This is a genomic window from Streptomyces sp. NPDC002324 (assembly GCF_053593335.1).
This window is the reverse complement of the sequence record NZ_JBSFCF010000026.1, coordinates 63,587-83,141: the sequence shown is the minus strand read 5'-3', so window position 1 is coordinate 83,141 and position 19,555 is coordinate 63,587. Positions and strand designations below refer to the sequence as shown.

Genomic DNA, 19,555 nt, shown 5'->3' with positions numbered 1-19,555 from the left:
ACGGCGTCCGCGCGCCCGGCGGGCAGGACTCGTCCTGCCCCCCTACGGTTCGGTCGCGAACTCAGAGACGATTCCCGGAAGTGGTGACCGGCCCGCCCGCACGCGCGTTGGCACGGTATGACCCCAACTTTCCCGGTGACCGGGCATCGGCGTCACATCCTCGTGCCCGCTTCGGCAGAATCGCTTCCTCAGGGGCCGGCCCAGCAGCAGGACCCGCCCATCTACCGGGCCCTGTTGCGGACCTGGGCCGACCGGGGCCGCACCCTGCCGGGGCGTCACGATCCGGAGTGGGTGCGGCTGGCGACACCGCCGAGCGGCCTCGACCAGTTCCGCACCACCGTGGACCCCTTCGGGGCCCCCGACTTCTTCCGCGGTTCCTTCAGCGTGACTCGGGCCCCGCGAGGTGGCGGGCGATGACCATGCGCTGGATCTGGTTGGTGCCCTCCACGATCTGGAGCACCTTCGCCTCGCGCATGTACCGCTCGGCGGGGAAGTCCGCCGTGTAGCCGTACCCGCCGAGGATCTGCACGGCGTCCGTGGTGACCTTCATCGCGGCATCGGTGCACAGCAGCTTCGCCATGGCCGCCTGCTTGGAGAACGGCCGGCCCGCGTCGCGCAGCCGGGCCGCGGAGAGGTAGAGCGCCCGGCCCGCCTCTATCTGCGTCGCCATGTCCGCGAGCATGAAGCGCAGCCCCTGGAAGTCGGAGATCGGTCGCCCGAACTGCTGCCGCCCGGTGGCATAGGCGACCGCCTCGTCCAGTGCCGCCTGGGCGACGCCGATCGCGCAGGCCGCGATGCCGAGCCGCCCGGAGTCGAGCGCGGACAGGGCGATCGCGAAGCCCTGGCCCTCCTCGCCCAGGCGCCGGGCGTCACCGACGCGCACCCCGTCGAAGTTGAGCTGCGCGGTGGGTGAGCCCTTCATGCCCATCTTCTTCTCGGGCGCGGCGGCGCTCAGCCCCTCGGCGTCGCCGGGCACCAGGAAGGCGGTGATGCCCCGGGAGCCCTCGCTGCCCGTGCGGGCCATGACCGTGTAGAAGTCGGCGATGCCGCCGTGGGTGATCCAGGCCTTGGTGCCGGTGATCACCCACGCGTCACCCTCACGGACGGCCTTCGTCCGCAGGGAGGCGGCGTCCGAGCCGGACGAGGGCTCGGAGAGGCAGTACGCGCCGAGCAGGCCGCCGCCGAGCATCGCCGGCAGATGCTCGACCTGCTGCTCCTTGGTGCCGTAGTTGGCGAGGGCGTGGCAGGCGAGCGTGTGGACGCTCACACCGAGACCCACGGTGAGGCGCGCCATGGCGAGTTCTTCCAGGACCTGGAGATAGACCTCGTACGGCTGGTCGCCGCCGCCGTGCTCCGAGTCGTACGGCAGGCCGAGCAGCCCCGACTCCGAGAGCAGGCCGAAGAGTTCGCGCGGGAACCGGCCGGAGTCCTCCTCCTCGGCCGCGTGCGGGGCGATCTCCCGCTGTGCGATCTCGCGGACGAGCGAGATCAGATCCCGGGCCTCTTCCGTGGGCAGCTGACGGTCCACCGGCTGCGGGGCGCGGTCGGGCATGGCGACGCTCTCCTCCCTGTCGGGCACTGCGGCGGACACACACAGGGGATGTCGTGGTGCCACCGGGTCTCACGTGCCACTGCCGATGGTCCTCCTCCGGATCACGGAAGCCGCTGATCAGCGGCGGTGGCGCTTGGAGTATGCCCGATCCGGAGCAGCGCGTCACCGGTTAACGAGCGTTCATTGGGACACATTCGACGGCCCGCCCCACCCGGGCAGGATTGGTCCGAACCATTGACCCCAGTGGTCTAGTCCTCTACGGTCTCCCCCAACAACGCGGCCACCGCGTTCCTGCCCGTCGGCACAGCAGGTCCAGGCAGCACCCCTCCCCGTCACGCTCCCCTCCCCCGGAGTCACGATGCTCAGACCGCACACCTCCCGCGTCCCCGTCAGAACGCTTGTCGCCGCCACGTGTTGCGCCGCGCTCGGCGCCGGGCTCCTCGTCGGAGCGGGCACCGCCACCGCCACGCCCGCGAAGCCGGCCGCCGCACCCCACGCGCCCGGCGCGTCCCACTCGAAGGTCGTCGGCTACTTCATCGACTGGGGCATCTACGGCCGCCAGTACTACGTCAAGAACATCGAGACGTCCGGCTCGGCGAAGAAGCTCACCCACATCAACTACGCCTTCGGCAACGTCGTCGACGGCAAGTGCGCGATCGGTGACCCCTGGGCGGACACCGACAAGCCCTTCACCGCCGAGGAGTCCGTGGACGGCGTCGCCGACGGCGCGGACCAGCCGCTGAGCGGCAACTTCAACCAGCTGCGCAAGCTGAAGAAGCTGCACCCGAACCTCAAGATCATCTGGTCCTTCGGCGGCTGGACCTGGTCCGGCGGCTTCGGCGAGGCGGCGAAGGACCCGGCCGCCTTCGCGAACTCCTGCTACGACCTCGTCGAGAACTCCCGGTGGAAGGACGTCTTCGACGGCATCGACATCGACTGGGAGTACCCCAACGCCTGCGGTCTCACCTGCGACACCAGCGGCCCGGAGGCCTTCGAGGACGTGATGGCGGCGCTGCGCAAACGATTCGGCAAGAAGGAGCTGGTCACCGCGGCGATCACGGCCGACGCCAAGAGCGGCGGAAAGATCGACGCGGCGGACTACGCGGGCGCCGCGAAGTACGTCGACTGGTACAACCCGATGACGTACGACTACTTCGGCTCCTGGGACGCGACCACCGCCCCGCACTCACCGCTGTACCCGTACCCCGGCATCGCCGACAAGGCGTTCAACACCGCCGCGACCATCAAGAAGCTCAGGGGACTCGGCATCCCGCCGTCCAAGCTGCTGCTCGGCATCGGCTTCTACGGGCGGGGCTGGACCGGGGTCACGCGGTCGGCACCCGGCGGCACCGCCACCGGCCCGGCGGCGGGCACGTACGAGGCCGGCTACGAGGACTACAAGGTGCTGAAGGCGACCTGCCCGGCCAACGGGATCGTCGGCGGGACCGCGTACGCCAAGTGCGGTGACGACTGGTGGAGTTACGACACCCCCCGCACCATCAAGGGGAAGATGGCCTACAAGAACGCACAGGGTCTGGGCGGCACCTTCTTCTGGGAGCTGAGCGGCGACACCGCGGACGGTGAGCTGATCAAGGCCATCAAGTAGCCCTCGCGGCGCGTGATGTGGGGCGGGGGCCGGTCGGCGGGCTCCCGCCCCGGGCGCCCGGCCGCGGTGCCGACGCGCTCAGGCGTCGCGGCGGGCGCGCTCAGGCGTCGCGGCGGGCGCGCTCAGGCGTCGCGGCGGGCGGGCTCAGGCGTCGCGGCGGGCGGGCTCGGGCGTGCGGTAGGCGGGGGCGAGTTCCTCGATGGCGCGCAGCGAGCCGCCCAGCATCTTGACCAGCAGATCGCGCATGGTGTCGCGGGGCAGCTCGGGGCGGGCGATCCAGTCGAGGGTGGCGCCCTCGACCGCGCAGACCCAGCCGAACAGGCCCATGCGGGCCACCGGTTCGATGTCGCTCCTGCCGTACGCGCCCTCGGCGATGGTGGCGACCATCGCCTCGCGGACACCGTCCCGGATGGCGTGCACCTGGGCGTCGAAGCCGACGCCGCCGCTGACGATCGTGCGGTAGGCGGCCTGGTTCTCCTCCGCGTAGCGCAGATAGCCCTCGATGGTCCGGTGCACCCGGTCCACGGGCGGCAGTTCGAGGCCGCTCGCCGCGAACGTGATCAGATCGGCGACCGAGTCCTCGACGATCGCGAGGTAGTAGCCGCGCTTGGACTTGAAGTAGTAGTAGATCAGCCCCTTGGCCACATGCGCCTGCCGCGCGATGTCGTCCATCGACAACGTGTCGTACGAGGTGTCGGCGAACAACTTGCGCCCGATGGAGATGAGTTCGGCGCGGCGGGCCACCGAACGGTCGGTGCCGCGGGCCCGCGGCGGTTCGACACCAAGCTGTTGACTACTATTCAATTTCGGGTCCTGGTCTCCGACTGGCAGCGGGACAACCGCAGTATGGCAGACCCTCACCACCAGCTTGTTCGACTCTGATCGACAGAGGCGAGCCGGCGGATCAGGTCACAGCAGACCCAGCTGTGTCACCAGCATCGCGACCACCACGACCAGGGTCCAGCCCATGAGGTGTTCGACGATCTTGGGGCCGTCGTCCCGGGGGCCGCCCGTGCCGGTCTGGACACGGTTGGCGGTGGCGGAGGTCGCGGTCATGGCAGCTCGCTGGTGTGATCGGCGTGCGGTGGCGGGTGTTCGGCGTGCGGCGGGTCGGCCCGCCGTTTCCGTCCACCTTGCCACCGGATGGGCGGTTCGCGGCCGAGAGCTTGGTCACACACGCGAGCAGACGGACGGCGCGGCTCCCGGTCTCCCGGAAGCCGCGCCGTGTCACCGGGCCCGTGTCAGCACGCCCGCGTCAGCAGACGCCCACCGCCGCGAGGGCCGCGCGCTGGCGGGACGTGGGCCGCGCCGGGAAGTACAGGTAGCAGATGCCGCCCGTGCCGGAGACGACGTTGCCGGCGGCGTTGTACCTCTTGGTCCGCAGCCAGATGTTCTCCCACTCGCGGCGCCGGTAGATCCGGCGCACCGCCTCGTTGGTCGGCGAATTCGGGTCGTTGGCGACGACATCGCCGTCGGCGGTGAAGCCGATGACCGTCATGAGGTGTCCGGCCGTGCCGTAGCCCGCGCCCGTCAGCTCCGCCGCGAGGAAGGACTGGGAGGTGATCGCCGGGATGCCCGCCGCGATCAGCGTCTCCAGGTCGGTGAGCGAGCCCAGCCGGGTCACCACGCCCTGCATGTCCTTGTAGGTGGCGGCGTACGCGGCGTTGAAGGGCCAGTTGCCACAGCCCTCGTACTGGTAGTCGAAGGTGAACCGCGCCGCGTGGCACACCTGCGGGTCCGCGTACTGCGGGTTCACCCAGGCCAGATCCGCGGCGCTGGGCCTCCGGCCCCAGAACTCTATGATCATCTGCGAGGAGGTGGGGCTGCACCAGGCCTCACCGCCGTTGTCGTACTCGGGGTACTGGCCCTTGTGCGTCTCCTGGGAATAGCGCGGGACGTTCAGCTCCCGCGCGATCCCGGGGACGGAGGCCGGGACGGTGAAGCGGTCGGGCACGTCGGAGCCCATCGCACCGAGCCGCCACACCGTGGGCGTGAGCCGGGTGCCGGGCGTGCGGTACAGGGTCAGACGCAGCCGGTACGAGGCGAGGCGAAGTCCCGTGGCCGGGTCGTCGATCGCGAAGGTGTCGGTCCAGACACTGCTCCTGCCGTCCTTCTGGTCGTCGACGGAGGTGCGCCTGATGTCCTGGTCGCCGGCCGCCCACCGGCCCAGCACGTACCAGGGCGTGTCCGTGCCGTCGGAGTACGTGCCCCGCAGCTCGATCTGGACCCAGGTGCCGGCCGGGGTGCGCGCGTTCCAGGACGCGATGACCTCGGTGGCGGGCACGGTGAGCCGATGGACCGGGGAGGTCCAGGTCGCGTACTCCCAGGCGGCCGTGCGCCCGGTGTGCGGGTCGGTGTGGTCGACCTTGCCGAGCGGCACGTCGATCACCAGCCCCGGCCGCTCCCCCGCCTCGGCCCGGGTGCCTCCGGGGCTGCCGGAGCGCCAGTCGGTGTAGGTGGTCCAGGAGTGGTAGTCCGTGAGGCGTTCCGGTGCTGGTGCGAGGTGGGCGAGGGCTTCGCCCCGGCCGCTCGTGGTGTCGGCGACCGCCTGGCCCGCCGAACCTCCGGCCGCGGCTGCTGCGGCGGCGGTGACGGCTGCGGTCAGGACGGTTCTGCGGGACGGCTCGGAAAGGCTCGTCATCTGCGGGAGACCCCCAGTGATCCGGAAGGAACAGGTCAGACGCACGGCTGTTCGCCCACTATGGACGGCGGGCGACGGCTTCTGCCAGCACCTCGCGCTTCGCCACGCCCGCCAATATTGGTCGAGACCACTGGCATGGTCAGGGCCGCGCGGCACGGTGTTCAATCCAGGTATGCACACCTCCCCCGCGCCCATGGACCCCGCGGTCGACGCCGTCGCCGCCCGGCTGCGACGGGTGCCGCCCTCCTGCGGGCCGGTCCGGCTGGTCGGGGTCGACGGGCACGCCGGCTCCGGGAAGAGCACGTTCGCCGGGCGTCTGGCCGACGCGCTCGGCGGCGCCCCGGTGCTGCACCTCGACGACGTCGCCACGCACGAGGAACTGTTCTCCTGGACCGACCGCCTGCTCGCCCAGGTGATCGAGCCGCTCCGGTACGGCCGGAGCGCGCGCTGCGCCCCGTACGACTGGCGTGCGCGTACGTTCGGTCCCGCGCGCGTCCTGCCGCCCGCGCCCGTGATCGTCGTCGAAGGGGTGGGCGCGGGCCGGCGTGCGCTGCGACCGCACCTGGCGGGGCTGGTGTGGATGGAGGTGCCGGAGACGACGGCCTGGGCGCGTGGGCGGGCGCGGGACGGAACGGAGCAGAGCGAGTTCTGGGCCGGCTGGGTCCGGGCGGAGCGCCGGCACTTCGCCGAAGACCCTTCTCGGCCGTTCGCCGATCTGCTGATTCGGCCGGGAGACATGGGCTACGAGGTGCTGACGGGACCTGCGACGACTCCCGGAACGAGGTCCTCACTCACTCAGGGTGACGGGCCATCCGCAATGTGCTGAACCTGTGAAGGCGGCTGTCCGAGAAGCGCCCCGAGTGCCCCAACTCGGCTTGACCGAGGGGCCGTACAGGTCTTACGTTCTCAATGTGCGGTCATCAGTCACCGCCCGTCTACGCGAAGCCCCCGGTTGTTCCCCCGTGATCGGGGGCTTCGTTCTGCCCTCTTCCGGTCCTTCCGGGATGCACGGGACACGATTCCTTCACCCTCGGTGACCGTCTGCGACGCACCTCGTCCGCTCCCACCTCGCCCGACGAGCACGGCGGCACCCTTCGATGGGCGACCGACCCGCAGGTACGATGCCCAGGGTGCGACCTTCGGACGGCTGCAGCAACGCGCCGGCGCAACTCCCGTCCGCTGCACAGCGGTTCGACGAAGGCTGCCGACGGGCACCGGCCCGTTCGGTTTCCAACGGGGGCACGGTTTGTGGGGGACGTGATGGACTTCGGCTCGCGGGGCCCCGAGGCTCCGGCCGACCTCGCCTGGCTGCGAGGCGTGGACGCCTACACGATGGGCGCCTATCCGCAGGCGGAGGAGGAGTTCCGCGCCGCGGTGCGGATGGATCCCGGGATGGCCGACGGCTGGCTCGGGCTGCACGCGCTGCGGGTGGACACGACGACCGCGCTGCTGAGGATGTTCCGGCACCGGGAGCGCTTCGGGGAGCAGCGCTCGCGACACCGGCGCACCCTCAACTCCTGGTACTGGCTGGGCTGGTGGGTGCAGCCGGTGCTGGAGAGCCCGCGCGATCTGCTGCTCGCGCACGCCTCGCACTGGCTGGACGGACGCCATGTGCCCGAGCTGGACCGGGCGCTGGCGGGGCTGCCGCCGGTCGACGCGGACCACCAGGTGCGCTTCCTGCACGCCTGCCGCGCCTATCTCGTCAAGGACTGGGAGCAGTTGGTCCGGCACACCGACCCGCTGCTCGACGACGCGCTGCTGGGCATCGAGGCGGGCCTCTTCGGCGGTATGGCCCGGGTCCGGCTGGAGACGTACGGACAGGCCGAGCCGCTGCTCTCCGCCGCGCTCATGCGCTGCCGCAGCGAGCAGCCGCAGCGCAAGGAGCTGCGCTACTGGCTGGCGCGTGCCCATGAGGGCACCGGGCGCAGCGCGGCCGCGCTGCCGCTGTACCGGGCCGTGCACCGGGTCGACCCCGCCTTCATGGACACCTCCGCGCGGCTCGCGGCGATCGCCGAGGGCGACGGGTACGACGACGAGGCGAGCGACTTCGCGGCGATCGCGCTCGCCGGGATCGGACAGGACGTCCTCGACGGCGACGGGCTGGAGCCGTTCTTCGACCCCGAGGGCCGGGACCTGAAGGTCTCCGATCCCGGGCTACCGCCGCCGGGCGGGCTGCCGCCCGAGGCCGGCGACACCTTCGTACGGGAGAAGTCCGTGGTGCCGGTGCAGCCGCTGTCCCTGCCGGCCGGGCCGACGGATCCGGAGCTGCTGGAGGAGGCGCTCGCGGAGCTGGAGCGGATGGTCGGGCTGGAGCCGGTGAAGCGGCAGGTCAAGGCGTTGTCCGCGCAGCTGAACATGGCGCGGCTGCGGGCGGGCCAGGGGCTGCCGGTCCAGCCGCCGAAGCGGCACTTCGTCTTCTCCGGGCCGTCCGGGACGGGCAAGACGACCGTGGCGCGAATACTGGGCCGGGTCTTCTACGCGCTCGGGCTGCTGGGCGGCGATCATCTCGTGGAGGCGCAGCGCGCGGACCTCGTGGGCGAGTACCTCGGACAGACCGCCGTGAAGGCCAACGAGCTGATCGACTCGGCGATCGGCGGCGTGCTGTTCGTGGACGAGGCGTACTCCCTGTCCAACTCCGGGTACGGGAAGGGCGACGCGTACGGCGACGAGGCGCTGCAGGTGCTGCTGAAGCGGGCCGAGGACAACCGGGATCATCTGGTCGTGATCCTGGCGGGCTATCCGGAGGGCATGGACCGGCTGCTGGCCGCGAACCCCGGGCTGTCCTCCCGGTTCACCAGCCGGGTCGACTTCCCCTCCTACCGGCCGCTGGAGCTGACCTCCATCGGGGAGGTGCTCGCCGCGGAGAACGGGGACGTGTGGGACGAGGAGGCGCTCGACGAGCTGCGGTCCGTGTCCGGGCATGTCGTCGACCAGGGGTGGATCGACGAGCTGGGGAACGGGCGGTTTCTGCGGACGCTGTACGAGAAGAGCTGTGCCTACCGGGATCTGCGGCTGTCGGGGTATCCGACGATTCCCACGCGGGACGATCTGTCGACGTTGCGGCTGCCGGATCTCATGCAGGCGTACGGAGAGGTGTTGTCGGGGCGAGGGCCGGGGGAGGCTTCGGCGATGTGAGGCGGGGGGGTGGTCCGGGGATTCTTCTCGCCCCCGCCGCCGCCCCTACCCGCCCCACCCAGGGGCGGCGCGCCCCTTCCACCCCCGTCACAGACTCGGGGCTCCGCCCCGGACCCCGTTCGCGCAGTTCCCCGCGCCCCTGGCATACGGGCGCGGGGACAGCGTGACGCTTCAGCTCGCCAGGACCTCCTCCGGGGTCTCGCTGCCCCTTGGTTCGGTCAGGCGGACCGGATGTACCTCGCGGTGGGCCGGGTCGCGGACCTCGCCGACGATCAGTTCCAGGACGTCCTCCAGGGCGACCAGGCCCAGCACCTTGCCGGAGGAGTCCGCCACCTGGGCGAGGTGGGTGGCGGCCCGGCGCATGACGGTCAGCGCGTCGTCCAGCGGGAGTTCCGCGCGGAGGGTGGTCATGGGGCGCCAGATCTGCTGGGGGACGGCGCGGTCGGAGTCCTCCAGGTCCAGGACGTCCTTGACGTGGAGGTAGCGGCCCATGAAGGCGCCGTTCTCGGCGACCACCGGGAAGCGGGAGTAGCCCGTGCGGGCGGTCAGGGCGACGACCTGGGCGGGGGTCACCGAGGGGCCCACCGTCACCAGGGAGTCCCGCCTCAGCAGGACGTCCGTCACCGGGCGGGAGCCCAGCTCCAGCGCGTCCTCCAGGCGTTCCTGTTCCTCGGGGTCGAGCAGCCCGGCCTGGCCGGAGTCCTCCACCAGCCGCACCAGCTGGACGCTGGTGAAGACCGCCTCGACCTCGTCCTTGGGCTCGACGTGGAAGAGCTTCAGCACGAGGCGGGCACCGGCGCCGAGACCGATCGTGACCGGCTTGCACAGCCTCGCGAAGGCCACCAGCGCCGGGCTCAGCCACAGCGCCGTCTTCTCCGGCGCCGCCATCGCCAGGTTCTTCGGCAGCATCTCGCCGATCACCAGGTGCAGGAAGACGACGACGGCGAGGGCGATCACATAGCCCAGGGGGTGGATCATGCCGTGCGGCAGACGGATCGCCTCGAAGACGGGCTCCAGCAGCTTCGCCACCGTCGGCTCGGCCACCGCGCCCAGCGTCAGCGAGCAGACGGTGATGCCGAACTGGGCCGCCGCCATCATCTGGGGCAGGTTCTCCAGGCCGTAGAGGACCTGGCGGGCCCGTGTGGTCCCGAGCGGTTCGATCTGGCTGCGGCGGACCGAGACCAGGGCGAACTCGGCGCCGACGAAGAAGCCGTTGGCGAGCACGAGGAGCAGGGCGAACAGGAGTTGGAGCAAGCTCATCGGGCTGCCTCCGCGAGCGGGGCGGAGTCCGTGGCGGGGGCGGTGCGCACCAGGCGTACGCGCTCCGCCCGGTAGTGCCCGACCTGCCGCACCGCGAGCCGCCAGCCGGGCAGCTCGGCCCTGTCACCCGGCGCGGGGATACGGCCGAGGAGGTCGGCGACGAGGCCGGCGACCGTCTCGTAGGGGCCCTCCGGCACGTCGAGGCCGATGCGCTGGAGCACGTCGACCCGGCAGCTGCCGTCGGCGTCCCAGGCGAGGCGGCCGTCCTCGGGCGGGGCGGCGGCGAGTTCGGGCCGCTCGTGCCCGTCGTGCTCGTCGCGGACCTCGCCGACCAGTTCCTCGACGATGTCCTCCAGGGTCACCACCCCGGCCGTGCCACCGTACTCGTCGACGACGACGGCGATGGGCTGCTCGCTGCGCAGCCGGGCCAGGAGCGGCTGCACCGGAAGCGACTCCGGGACCAGCAGCGGGGCCTTGGCGATACGCCCGACCGGGGTGTGCAGCCGTTCGTGGGCCGGGATCGCGAGGGCGTCCTTGAGGTGGGCCATGCCGACGATCTCGTCGATCCGCTCGCGGTAGACGGGGAATCGGGAGAGGCCGGTGGCCCGGGTCAGGTTGACCACGTCCTCGGCGGTGGCCGACGACTGCAGGGCGCTGACCTTCACGCGCGGCGTCATCACGTTCTCCGCGGTCAGCTCTCCCAGGGAGAGGGTGCGGACGAAGAGATCGGCCGTGTCCTGTTCCAGCGCACCGGCCTGGGCCGAGTGCCGGGCGAGGGAGACCAGTTCGCCGGGGGTGCGGGCGGAGGCCAGCTCGTCGGTGGGTTCGACGCCGAAGGCGCGGACCAGACGGTTGGCGACCGCGTTGAGCGCGGCGATGACCGGGCGGAAGAGGCGGGAGAAGACGTGCTGGGGGCCCGCGACGAAGCGGGCGACCTGCATCGGCTTGGACACCGCCCAGTTCTTGGGCACCAGCTCGCCGATCACCATCTGCACGGCGGAGGCCAGCAGCATGCCGACGACCACGGCGATCCCGGAGACCGCGCCTTCGGGTATGCCGAGGGCGGTGAAGGGGCCGTGGAGTATCTCCGCGAGCGCCGGTTCGGCGAGCATGCCGACGACGAGGGAGGTGATGGTGATGCCGAGCTGGGTGCCGGAGAGCTGGAACGACAGCTCCTTGAGCGCGTCCACCACCTTGTGGGCCCGGCGGTCACCCTCGGCCGCGGCCTTCTCGGCCTCCGCCCGTTCGACCGTCACGAGGCCGAACTCGGCGGCCACGAAGAAGCCGTTGGCGAGGATCAGCAGGAACGCGGCTCCGAGGAGCAACAGGGGGATGATCATGCCGCCGCCTCGATGGGCCTGGAGGGGGCGGCGCAGGTACTACAGGACGATCCGTCCATCGCTGGAAGGAGTCACTCCTCGAACTAGCAGGGAGCCCCTGCCTTCCGGGGGCGGAACGGCAGAGGCGGAGGCGCGACGAAAACGCCTCCGCCAACAGATTAATCAAGACAGGGGCCACTGCGGCAGGGGCGGCGGCCCTGAGTCGGCCCTGATCTTGTTCCGGTCCTGCTCCGGGCCGTCCCCGATGTGCGCAAGCTCCGGGCCCCGATACCTGAGCAGGGTCAGTCCTGACGCTGCTCCGGCTCGGTGACCGACCGGGCCTCCACCAGCGCCCGGAGCGTCCGGGCGTCCTCGATGGCGCGCTTCTTGGCGATGCCCGGCTGGATGCCGAGTGCGGGCAGGCTGGTGCCGTCGGTGAGGTCGAGGAAGACCCAGGGGTCGCCGACCCGCAGGTTCACCTGCACGATCTCCGCCCAGCCCAGGTGCCGCCGCCCGGCGATGTTGACGACGGTCACACCGGATTCGTCGGCGACCACCCGGGGCCGGGAGAGCACACCCAGCACCCCGGCGAGCATGGCCGCCGTGAAGACGAAGCTGAGCCGCTCCCCGGGGCCGAGCGTCGGCAGCAGCAGCGCGACCACCGTGATGACCACGAAGATCGCGCCCGCGGCCGACAGCAGCACGGCGCGGGTGCGGCCCGGCCGAAAAGTGACCGGCAGGGCGGGGAGGGCGGACTGGTCCGGCATGGCGTGCGGCTCCCGGCCGTCAGAGGCGGCAGGCGTGGATGGCGGTGGTCAGGATGGCCCGCGCGCCGATGTCGTACAGATCGTCCATGATCCGCTGGGCCTCCTTGGCCGGAACCATGGCGCGGACGGCGACCCAGCCCTCGTTGTGCAGCGGCGAGACGGTCGGGGACTCCAGGCCCGGCGTGAGGGCGACGGCCTTCTCCAACTGCTCGACGCGGCAGTCGTAGTCCATCATCACGTACGTCCGGGCGACGAGGACGCCCTGGAGGCGGCGCAGGAACTGCTGCACCTTGGCCTCGTTCTCCGAGGACTCCGCGGACTCCGCGGCCGTGTCGGCACCGACACGGCGGATGACGACGGCCTCGGACTTCATGATCGGCTCGCCGAACACCTCGAGGCCCGCGTTGCGCAGGGAGGTGCCGGTCTCGACGACGTCGGCGATGACCTCGGCGACGCCCAGTTCGATGGCGGTCTCGACGGCTCCGTCGAGGTGGACCACGGAGGCGTCGATGCCGTTGTCCGCGAGGTGCCCGGCGACGATGCCCTCGTAGGAGGTGGCGACCGTCTTGCCCCTGAGGTCCTCGACGCCGTTCGCCGTTCCCGGCTTGGAGGCGAAGCGGAAGGTGGAGCGGGCGAAGCCGAGCGGGAGGATCTCCTCGGCGTTGGCGCCGGAGTCGATGAGCAGGTCCCGGCCGGTGATGCCGATGTCGAGGCGGCCGGAGGAGACGTAGATCGCGATGTCGCGGGGGCGGAGGTAGAAGAACTCCACCTCGTTGACCGGGTCGACGATCCGCAGCTCCTTGGACTCGCGGCGCTGCTGGTAGCCGGCCTCATGCAGCATCTCCCCCGCAGGTCCGGACAGGGAACCCTTGTTGGGGACGGCGATGCGCAGCATGAGGCGAGCTTCCTTCGTTCGTTCGGGAGGGGGTGCGTGAGGTGCGGTTCAGAGGTGGGCGTACACGTCGTCCAGGGAGATGCCGCGGGCGACCATCATCACCTGGACGTGGTACAGCAGCTGCGAGATCTCCTCGGCGGCCGCTTCCTTGCCCTCGTACTCGGCGGCCATCCAGACCTCGGCGGCCTCTTCGACGACCTTCTTGCCGATGGCATGGACGCCCTTGTCGACCAGCTCTGCGGTGCGGGAAGTGGCGGGGTCGCCGGTGGCGGCCTTGTGCTGGAGCTCGGTGAACAGCTCCTCGAACGTCTTCTTGGACATGGTGAGGCTCACCCTACGCGCAACCGGCCCCGCCTCAGCGCCAGGGTTCAGATACTGAGCGGAGGGTGGCCGCGGTCGCCACCGCCGCCGTCACCGCCTCGTGGCCCTTGTCCTCGTTCGAGCCCTCGATGCCGGCGCGGTCCAGGGCCTGCTCCTCGGTGTCGCAGGTCAGTACGCCCATGCCGACGGGGACGCCGGTGTCGACGGAGACCTGGGTGAGGCCCTGGGTGACGCCCTGGCACACGTACTCGAAGTGGGGGGTGCCGCCGCGGATGACGACGCCGAGGGCCACGATGGCGTCGTAGCCGCGGCCCGCGAGGACCTTGGCGACGACCGGGAGTTCCCAGCTGCCGGGGACCCGCAGGAGGGTCGGCTCGTCGATGCCCAGGTCGTGCAGGGCGCGCAGGGCGCCTTCGACGAGGCCGTCCATCACCTTCTCGTGCCACTGGGCCGCGATGACCGCGACGCGCAGGTCGCCGCAGTTGCGTACGGTCAGTTCGGGTGCGCCCTTGCCGCTCACGTTGCTCCTTGGTTCCTGGGACTGCTGTTCGTGGATCTTGCCGCTGGTTGTTACTGGTTGCCGCAGGTGGACGCCGTGGTGGTGTCCAGCCAGGGCAGGTCGTGACCCATCCGGTCGCGCTTGGTGCGCAGGTAGCGGAGGTTGTGCTCGCCCGCGCGGACCGGCATCGGTTCGCGGTCGGTGACGCGCAGGCCGTGCCGGACGAGGGCGTCGGTCTTCTCGGGGTTGTTGGTCATCAGGCGCAGGCTGCGTACGCCCAGGTCCAGGAGGATCTGCGCGCCGGCGCCGTAGTCCCGGGCGTCGGCGGGCAGGCCCAGCTCCAGGTTGGCGTCGAGGGTGTCGCGGCCGCGCTCCTGGAGTTCGTACGCGCGCAGCTTGGACAGCAGTCCGATGCCCCGGCCCTCGTGGCCGCGCAGATAGACGACGACGCCCCGGCCCTCGGCGGCGACGCGTTCGAGGGAGGTCCCCAGCTGGGGGCCGCAGTCGCAGCGCAGCGAGTGGAAGATGTCGCCGGTGAGGCATTCGGAGTGGACGCGCACGAGGACGTCCTCGCCGTCGCCGATCTCACCGTGGACGAGGGCGACGTGCTCCACGCCGTCGACGGTGGAGCGGTAGCCGTATGCCGTGAAGTCGCCGAACTCGGTGGGCAGTTGGGTCTTCGCCTCGCGCCTGACGGTGGGCTCGGCGGAGCGGCGGTAGGCGATGAGGTCCTCGATGGAGATGATCGTCAGACCGTGCTTGCGGGCGAAGGGGATCAGCTCGGGCAGGCGCAGCATCCGGCCGTCCTCGCCGGCGATCTCGACGATCGCACCGGCCGGGCGCAGACCCGCGAGGCGGGCGAGGTCGACGGCTGCCTCGGTGTGGCCGTCGCGCACGAGCACCCCGCCGGTGCGGGCGCGCAGCGGGAAGATGTGGCCGGGGCGGACGAAGTCGCCCGGCTCGGCGGTACCGGAGGCCAGGAGCTGCAGGGTGGTGGCGCGGTCGGCGGCGGAGATGCCGGTGGTGACGCCGTGCCGCGGGGCCGCGTCGACCGTGACGGTGAACGCCGTGCGCATGGACTCGGTGTTCTGCTGCACCATCTGCGGCAGTTCGAGCCGGTCCAGCTCGTCGCCCTCCATCGGGGCGCAGATCATGCCCCGGCACTCGCTCATCATGAAGGCGATGATCTCGGGAGTGGCCTTCTCGGCGGCGACGACGAGGTCGCCCTCGTTCTCGCGGTCCTCGTCGTCGACGACGACGACCGGGCGGCCGGCCGCGATGTCGGCGATGGCCTGCTCGACGGGGTCGAGCGCGAAGCTCTCGATGTCGCCGGTGCTGTACAGAATCGGCGCCGTGGTCATGCCGGGGCTCCTTCCAGAGCGGGCTTGCGCGAGCGCAGCCACCAGTCGCGCATGCCCCACAGGACGAGCGCGCCGTAGATGATGTAGACGAAACCGGAGAAGGCGTAGCCGTTGGCGAAGTTGAGCGGGACGCCCACCAGGTCGACCAGCAGCCAGGCGAACCAGAACTCGACCATGCCGCGCGCCTGGGCGTACATGGCGACGATGGTGCCGGTGAAGATGTACGCGTCCGGCCAGGGGTCCCAGGACAGGGTCGGGAACGCGGTGAACAGCGCGCCGACGGCGAGGGTGCCGAGCACGGCGCCGGCGATCAGGTAGCCGCGCTCGCGCCAGGTGGCGAAGCGCGGGGCGATGGCGCCGTCCGCCGCCTGCTTCTTCGTCCGGTTCCACTGCCACCAGCCGTACGCGGCGACGGCCATGACGATGACCTGCTTGCCGGCGCTGCCGGTCAGGTGGCCCACGAAGGCGCCGAAGAGGACGAGGCCGGAGAGGAACTGCACGGGCCAGTTCCACAGGGAGCGGATCGCGCCGAGGGCGAGGGCGATCAGGCCGAGGATGTTTCCGATCATGTCCGACCAGAGGATCTGCTGGCCGAAGGCGGTGAAGGCGACGGTGTTCAGCGAGTTCACCGTCCCGCTCCCCGGGCTCCCGCCGCCCCCTGGTCGCCCAGCAGACGCTCGACGTACTTGGCGATGACGTCGACCTCGAGGTTGACCGGGTCGCCGGGCTGCTTGCGGCCGAGCGTGGTCAGGTCGAGCGTGGTGGGGATGAGGCTGACGGTGAAGTAGTCGGGGCCTGCGTCGACGACGGTGAGGCTGATGCCGTCGACGGTGATGGAGCCCTTCTCGACGACGTACCGGGTGAGGTCCGCGGGGAGCGAGATCTTGACGATCTCCCAGTTCTCGGACGGCTTGCGCTCGATGACCTCGCCCGTGCCGTCGACATGACCCTGCACGATGTGCCCGCCGAGGCGGTCGCCGACGGCCATGGGGCGTTCGAGGTTGACGCGGGATCCGACGGTGAGTGCGCCGAGGCTGGAGCGTTGCAGGCTCTCCGCCATGACGTCGGCGGTGAACCAGTCGTCCTCGTGCTCCACGACCGTGAGACAGACGCCGTTGACGGCGATGGAGTCGCCATGGCGCGCGCCCTCGGTGACGACGGGGCCGCGCAGACGGAAGCGGGAGGAGTCGCCGAGCTTCTCGACGGCGGTGACCTCACCCAGCTCTTCGACGATTCCGGTGAACACTTCCCGGGTCCTCCTGCCTCATAGGGCACGGACTCCGGGGCTGTCGAAGACGACAGACATGAGCGGACAGCGGCACACAGGGAGCGACGCCGTGTGAAGACCCACCCCTGGCGGGGTAGGCCAAAAACAGACGGCGACGCGCACGAATGCCCGCCCGCCGCGCACTGCCTCCCATCCGGACTTTAACCGTCGGTCCAGGAATTTCACCTGGTCAACCGGCCGCTGGAAGCGACCGGGTCGCGGACTATAACCGCCGGTTCGGACTTTCACCGACCCCGGAGTGCGCTGCTTCTGGTACAGGGCCAGTGTGCCACGCCCGGTCGGCGCCCATGCGGGTGAGAACTGTGGGGTGACTCACAGGGCGTGTCGCTGGACTTCTCCAGCGGAAGCTGACCGGCTTCGGCTATCACTGACCAGGGGTCAACTTCCGCACCACCGCCCCCACTCGGAGGGGATCCGACCCCCGCCCGGAGGGGGCTCGACCCATTGACCTGCTTGGTCTAGTCCTTTTAAAGTCTGCGGTCGCGGTACCCGCCCAGAACGGCCCGGCGACGGTGACGACGGCCCTTGCCCCGTCGCCGGGTCCCCCTCACGGAGTCGGCGGGCCGCGGCCGTCTCCCCGTGCGTGGCAGCGGTGCCGTCACGCACGTGCGGGTCGTGCCGAACCCCGACAAGCTGGAGTTCGCGGGACGGCGGCCGACCGGGGCGCGACCGGGCTCGGCGCCCTGGGGCGACCTCCGGCGCGTGGAACCGGGCGCTTCGCGTCGACCCGTGTTGCCACCTGCAAAGGGGATGGACGGCATGACCACGATCCTGGTGACCGGCGGCACCGGTGTCCTCGGCCGGCCCGTGACCGACCGGCTGCGGGCGGACGGGCACGAGGTGCGGGTGCTCAGCCGGCACACGCGGCCGTACGCCGTCGATCTCGTCGTGGGCGGGAGGGGGCTGGACACCGCCGTGGCGGGGGTGGACACGATCGTGCACTGCGCGACGTCGCCGCGCGGGGGTGACGAGAAGGCGGCGGAGAACCTGATCGCGGCGGCGCGGCGGGCCGGGGTACGGCATCTGGTCTACATCTCGATCGTCGGCGTGGACCGGGTGCCGTTCGGCTACTACCGGACCAAGCTGGCCGTGGAGCGGCAGGTCGAGGAGTCGGGGCTGGACTGGACGGTCCTGCGGGCGACCCAGTTCCACGATCTGCTGGTGATGCTGTTCGAGGGGCTGTCCAAGCCGCCGGTCATGATGCTCCCCGCCGGGGTGAGCGACCAGCCCGTCGCCGTCGCCGAGGTCGCCGAGCGCCTCGCGGAGCTGGCCGTGGGCGCCCCCGCCGGCCGCGTCGACGATCTGGGCGGCCCCGAGGTCCTGACCTTCCCCCAGCTGGCCCGCGCCTACCTGGCCGCCACCGGGCGCCGCCGTCCTCTGCTGAACGTCCCGCTGTTCGGCAAGGCGTACCGGGCCTTCCGCGCCGGTGGCCACCTCGCGCCGGGGAGGGACGTGGGGAAGGGAACGTTCGGGGAGCACCTGGCGGCCCGGTTCGGGGAGGGGCAGGGGAAAAGAAAGAGGTGAGAGGGCGGAAAAGGTAGGCGGGGAAAGAGGGCCGGGGGCTTACGCCGCCGGCCGTGACGCAGGGCGCCGGCCGGCCCGCGTCACCGGGTGGGCGGTGCGAACAGTTCGTCCTGTGCGGTCTCACGGGCCATGAGCAGCGCGCCGCGCAGGACCGCCGCCCCGCCGAGGCCCCCGGCCCGCACCTCGGTCGGCAACGGGGACATCGCCGCCAGCCGCTGTCCCACTCTGACGGCCAGTTCCTCCCCACCGGCCTGTCCCACCTCACCACCGAGCACCACACACCCGGGGTCGAGCACGGCGACGACGGAGGCCGCGCCGATGGCCACGCGGTCGGCCAGGGCGTCGAGGAAACGGGCACGGTCCGGCCCGCCCGGTGACAGGCCGGGGCCGGCCGGCCGGGTGGCGGTGTCGCCCGGCCGGGGTCCGGCCGTCGCCGCCCGTACCAGCGTCGCCGCGTACGGCTCGCTCGGCACGGCCTCGGCGGTGACGCCGTGGGCCGAGGCCAGGGCCGTCACCGCCGTCGCGCCGGCCAGGGAGTGGAAGCCGCCCTCGCAGTCGGTGGCCGAGGGGACCGTGGTCGTGCCGGGGACCGGGAGGAAACCGATCTCGCCCGTGCCGCCGGAGGCGCCCCGGCGGAGGTGGCCGTCGAGGACGACGGCGGCGCCGGTGCCGAGGCCGAGCCAGAGCAGGACGAAGGTGTCACGGTCGCGGGCGGCGCCGTCCCGCTGCTCGGCGAGGGCCGCGAGGTTGGTCTCGTTCTCGACGAGGACGCGGGCCGGGAGCCGTTCACCGAGCGCGGCGACCAGCCGGCGGTGCCACGCGGGGAGGCCGCTGGAGTCGCGGAGCTCGCCCGTGGCCGGGTCGATCAGGCCGGGGGCGCCGATCGCCACCGTGTGCAGCCGGTCGGCGCCCGCCTCCTTCGCGGCACGCTCCACCAGGGCGACCGCCTGCTCCACGGCGGGCCCCGTGCCGGTGTCGTCCGCGATCGGGACCGACGCGCGCGCCAGCTCCGTACCGAGCAGGTCGGCGACGACGACGGTGACGCTCTCGGTGCGCACGTCGAGCGCGGCGAGGTGCGCGCGGTCGGCGACGATGCCGTAGAGGCGGGCGTTGGGGCCGCGCCGCTGCTCCCCCGACTCCCCCACGACCCCGATCAGCCCGGCGGCCGTGAGGCGCTCCACGAGGTCGGCGACAGTGGGCCGCGACAGGCCGGTGAGCTGCTTCAACCGCCCGGCCGTCAGCGGTCCTTCCTGCTGCAGCAGCCGCAGGGCGAGCCGGTCGTTGATGGCCCGGGCGGTACTGGGTGATGCGGGCATGCCGGGATCCTCCCAGATCTGCGGCGCCGCACGGCCGGTGGCCCTCACAGACGGCTCCCTATCTATCAGGC

General features: G+C 71.5%; 18 protein-coding genes and 1 riboswitch. Of the genes, 4 read left to right on the top strand and 14 right to left on the bottom strand.

All coding sequences use genetic code 11. The features are described from left to right. Nucleotides 1-379 precede the first annotated feature (379 nt). Nucleotides 380-1,552 (bottom strand): acyl-CoA dehydrogenase family protein, encoded by a 1,173-nt coding sequence (locus ACWCRJ_RS29125; protein ID WP_450942095.1) that lies wholly within the window; start codon nucleotides 1,550-1,552, stop codon nucleotides 380-382. A gap of 358 nt (nucleotides 1,553-1,910) precedes the next feature. On the opposite strand from ACWCRJ_RS29125, the gene ACWCRJ_RS29120 reads away from it, so the two are divergent. Then, nucleotides 1,911-3,158: a glycoside hydrolase family 18 protein gene (locus ACWCRJ_RS29120; protein ID WP_450942094.1), complete on the top strand. Its 1,248-nt coding sequence runs from the start codon at nucleotides 1,911-1,913 to the stop codon at nucleotides 3,156-3,158. A 144-nt stretch (nucleotides 3,159-3,302) separates the two neighbouring features. Here ACWCRJ_RS29120 and ACWCRJ_RS29115 read toward each other — a convergent pair whose 3' ends face one another. From ACWCRJ_RS29115 to ACWCRJ_RS29105, 3 genes are all read right to left on the bottom strand, one after another. Next, the gene (locus ACWCRJ_RS29115; protein ID WP_450942093.1) at nucleotides 3,303-3,962 is read right to left on the bottom strand and encodes a TetR/AcrR family transcriptional regulator; all 660 of its coding nucleotides are present in this window, start codon (nucleotides 3,960-3,962) and stop codon (nucleotides 3,303-3,305) included. Between the two features lie 105 nt (nucleotides 3,963-4,067). Continuing rightward, a complete protein-coding gene (locus ACWCRJ_RS29110) occupies nucleotides 4,068-4,214 on the bottom strand; it encodes an SCO1431 family membrane protein (protein ID WP_005485564.1) in 147 nt (48 codons plus the stop codon). Between the two features lie 199 nt (nucleotides 4,215-4,413). Further along, nucleotides 4,414-5,799, bottom strand: a complete 1,386-nt coding sequence (locus ACWCRJ_RS29105; RefSeq protein WP_450942092.1) for a peptidase C39 family protein — start codon at nucleotides 5,797-5,799, stop codon at nucleotides 4,414-4,416. A 172-nt stretch (nucleotides 5,800-5,971) separates the two neighbouring features. Here ACWCRJ_RS29105 and ACWCRJ_RS29100 point away from each other — a divergent pair, with 172 nt between their 5' ends. Both ACWCRJ_RS29100 and ACWCRJ_RS29095 read left to right on the top strand, forming a co-directional pair. Then, the gene (locus tag ACWCRJ_RS29100) at nucleotides 5,972-6,625 is read left to right on the top strand and encodes a uridine kinase family protein (protein ID WP_450942091.1); all 654 of its coding nucleotides are present in this window, start codon (nucleotides 5,972-5,974) and stop codon (nucleotides 6,623-6,625) included. A 434-nt stretch (nucleotides 6,626-7,059) separates the two neighbouring features. Beyond that, nucleotides 7,060-8,934, top strand: a complete 1,875-nt coding sequence (locus ACWCRJ_RS29095) for an AAA family ATPase (protein ID WP_450942090.1) — start codon at nucleotides 7,060-7,062, stop codon at nucleotides 8,932-8,934. A gap of 171 nt (nucleotides 8,935-9,105) precedes the next feature. Here the strand turns inward: ACWCRJ_RS29095 and ACWCRJ_RS29090 are convergent, their stop codons facing one another. From ACWCRJ_RS29090 to ACWCRJ_RS29050, 9 genes are all read right to left on the bottom strand, one after another. Continuing rightward, nucleotides 9,106-10,194 (bottom strand): hemolysin family protein, encoded by a 1,089-nt coding sequence (locus ACWCRJ_RS29090; RefSeq protein ID WP_450942089.1) that lies wholly within the window; start codon nucleotides 10,192-10,194, stop codon nucleotides 9,106-9,108. Beyond that, nucleotides 10,191-11,534 carry a hemolysin family protein gene (locus ACWCRJ_RS29085; RefSeq protein ID WP_450942088.1) on the bottom strand — a complete coding sequence of 448 codons (1,344 nt, stop codon included), beginning with the start codon at nucleotides 11,532-11,534 and terminating at the stop codon, nucleotides 10,191-10,193. The genes ACWCRJ_RS29090 and ACWCRJ_RS29085 overlap by 4 nt, the downstream gene beginning before the upstream one ends. Before the next feature lie 281 nt (nucleotides 11,535-11,815). After that, nucleotides 11,816-12,280: a PH domain-containing protein gene (locus ACWCRJ_RS29080; RefSeq protein WP_005485554.1), complete on the bottom strand. Its 465-nt coding sequence runs from the start codon at nucleotides 12,278-12,280 to the stop codon at nucleotides 11,816-11,818. A 19-nt stretch (nucleotides 12,281-12,299) separates the two neighbouring features. Further along, a complete protein-coding gene (gene hisG / locus ACWCRJ_RS29075; RefSeq protein ID WP_450942087.1) occupies nucleotides 12,300-13,175 on the bottom strand; it encodes an ATP phosphoribosyltransferase in 876 nt (291 codons plus the stop codon). A gap of 48 nt (nucleotides 13,176-13,223) precedes the next feature. Further along, the gene (locus ACWCRJ_RS29070) at nucleotides 13,224-13,496 is read right to left on the bottom strand and encodes a phosphoribosyl-ATP diphosphatase (RefSeq protein ID WP_020114474.1); all 273 of its coding nucleotides are present in this window, start codon (nucleotides 13,494-13,496) and stop codon (nucleotides 13,224-13,226) included. Nucleotides 13,497-13,530: 34 nt separating this feature from the next. Beyond that, nucleotides 13,531-14,016 carry a 6,7-dimethyl-8-ribityllumazine synthase gene (gene ribH / locus ACWCRJ_RS29065; protein WP_450942086.1) on the bottom strand — a complete coding sequence of 162 codons (486 nt, stop codon included), beginning with the start codon at nucleotides 14,014-14,016 and terminating at the stop codon, nucleotides 13,531-13,533. Nucleotides 14,017-14,066: 50 nt separating this feature from the next. Next, the gene (locus ACWCRJ_RS29060) at nucleotides 14,067-15,356 is read right to left on the bottom strand and encodes a bifunctional 3,4-dihydroxy-2-butanone-4-phosphate synthase/GTP cyclohydrolase II (RefSeq protein ID WP_450942085.1); all 1,290 of its coding nucleotides are present in this window, start codon (nucleotides 15,354-15,356) and stop codon (nucleotides 14,067-14,069) included. After that, nucleotides 15,353-15,985 (bottom strand): nicotinamide mononucleotide transporter family protein, encoded by a 633-nt coding sequence (locus ACWCRJ_RS29055; RefSeq protein WP_351405332.1) that lies wholly within the window; start codon nucleotides 15,983-15,985, stop codon nucleotides 15,353-15,355. The genes ACWCRJ_RS29060 and ACWCRJ_RS29055 overlap by 4 nt, the downstream gene beginning before the upstream one ends. Then, nucleotides 15,982-16,602 (bottom strand): riboflavin synthase, encoded by a 621-nt coding sequence (locus ACWCRJ_RS29050; protein WP_334657660.1) that lies wholly within the window; start codon nucleotides 16,600-16,602, stop codon nucleotides 15,982-15,984. The genes ACWCRJ_RS29055 and ACWCRJ_RS29050 overlap by 4 nt, the downstream gene beginning before the upstream one ends. A 157-nt stretch (nucleotides 16,603-16,759) precedes the next feature. Continuing rightward, a riboswitch (FMN riboswitch) is annotated at nucleotides 16,760-16,890 on the bottom strand. 513 nt (nucleotides 16,891-17,403) lie between these two features. On the opposite strand from ACWCRJ_RS29050, the gene ACWCRJ_RS29045 reads away from it, so the two are divergent. Continuing rightward, on the top strand, nucleotides 17,404-18,168 hold the full coding sequence (locus tag ACWCRJ_RS29045; RefSeq protein WP_450942084.1) for an SDR family oxidoreductase: 765 nt from the start codon (nucleotides 17,404-17,406) through the stop codon (nucleotides 18,166-18,168). A gap of 80 nt (nucleotides 18,169-18,248) precedes the next feature. On the opposite strand, the gene ACWCRJ_RS29040 is transcribed toward ACWCRJ_RS29045, so the two are convergent. Further along, complete coding sequence (locus tag ACWCRJ_RS29040) at nucleotides 18,249-19,484, bottom strand: ROK family transcriptional regulator (RefSeq protein ID WP_450942083.1); 1,236 nt, start codon at nucleotides 19,482-19,484, stop codon at nucleotides 18,249-18,251. Between the last annotated feature and the right edge of the window lie 71 nt (nucleotides 19,485-19,555).

Excerpts from the sequence above, each read along its gene's own strand:
- ACWCRJ_RS29085 (WP_450942088.1), bottom strand. The coding sequence starts at position 11,534 with ATGATCATCCCCCTGTTGCTCCTCGGAGCCGCGTTCCTGCTGATCCTC.
- ACWCRJ_RS29045 (WP_450942084.1), top strand. The coding sequence starts at position 17,404 with ATGACCACGATCCTGGTGACCGGCGGCACCGGTGTCCTCGGCCGGCCC.
- ACWCRJ_RS29095 (WP_450942090.1), top strand. The coding sequence starts at position 7,060 with ATGGACTTCGGCTCGCGGGGCCCCGAGGCTCCGGCCGACCTCGCCTGG.
- ACWCRJ_RS29090 (WP_450942089.1), bottom strand. The coding sequence starts at position 10,194 with ATGAGCTTGCTCCAACTCCTGTTCGCCCTGCTCCTCGTGCTCGCCAAC.
- ACWCRJ_RS29040 (WP_450942083.1), bottom strand. The coding sequence starts at position 19,484 with ATGCCCGCATCACCCAGTACCGCCCGGGCCATCAACGACCGGCTCGCC.
- ACWCRJ_RS29125 (WP_450942095.1), bottom strand. The coding sequence starts at position 1,552 with ATGCCCGACCGCGCCCCGCAGCCGGTGGACCGTCAGCTGCCCACGGAA.
- ACWCRJ_RS29120 (WP_450942094.1), top strand. The coding sequence starts at position 1,911 with ATGCTCAGACCGCACACCTCCCGCGTCCCCGTCAGAACGCTTGTCGCC.
- ACWCRJ_RS29100 (WP_450942091.1), top strand. The coding sequence starts at position 5,972 with ATGCACACCTCCCCCGCGCCCATGGACCCCGCGGTCGACGCCGTCGCC.
- ACWCRJ_RS29070 (WP_020114474.1), bottom strand. The coding sequence starts at position 13,496 with ATGTCCAAGAAGACGTTCGAGGAGCTGTTCACCGAGCTCCAGCACAAG.
- hisG (WP_450942087.1), bottom strand. The coding sequence starts at position 13,175 with ATGCTGCGCATCGCCGTCCCCAACAAGGGTTCCCTGTCCGGACCTGCG.
- ACWCRJ_RS29060 (WP_450942085.1), bottom strand. The coding sequence starts at position 15,356 with ATGACCACGGCGCCGATTCTGTACAGCACCGGCGACATCGAGAGCTTC.
- ACWCRJ_RS29080 (WP_005485554.1), bottom strand. The coding sequence starts at position 12,280 with ATGCCGGACCAGTCCGCCCTCCCCGCCCTGCCGGTCACTTTTCGGCCG.
- ACWCRJ_RS29110 (WP_005485564.1), bottom strand. The coding sequence starts at position 4,214 with ATGACCGCGACCTCCGCCACCGCCAACCGTGTCCAGACCGGCACGGGC.
- ACWCRJ_RS29105 (WP_450942092.1), bottom strand. The coding sequence starts at position 5,799 with ATGACGAGCCTTTCCGAGCCGTCCCGCAGAACCGTCCTGACCGCAGCC.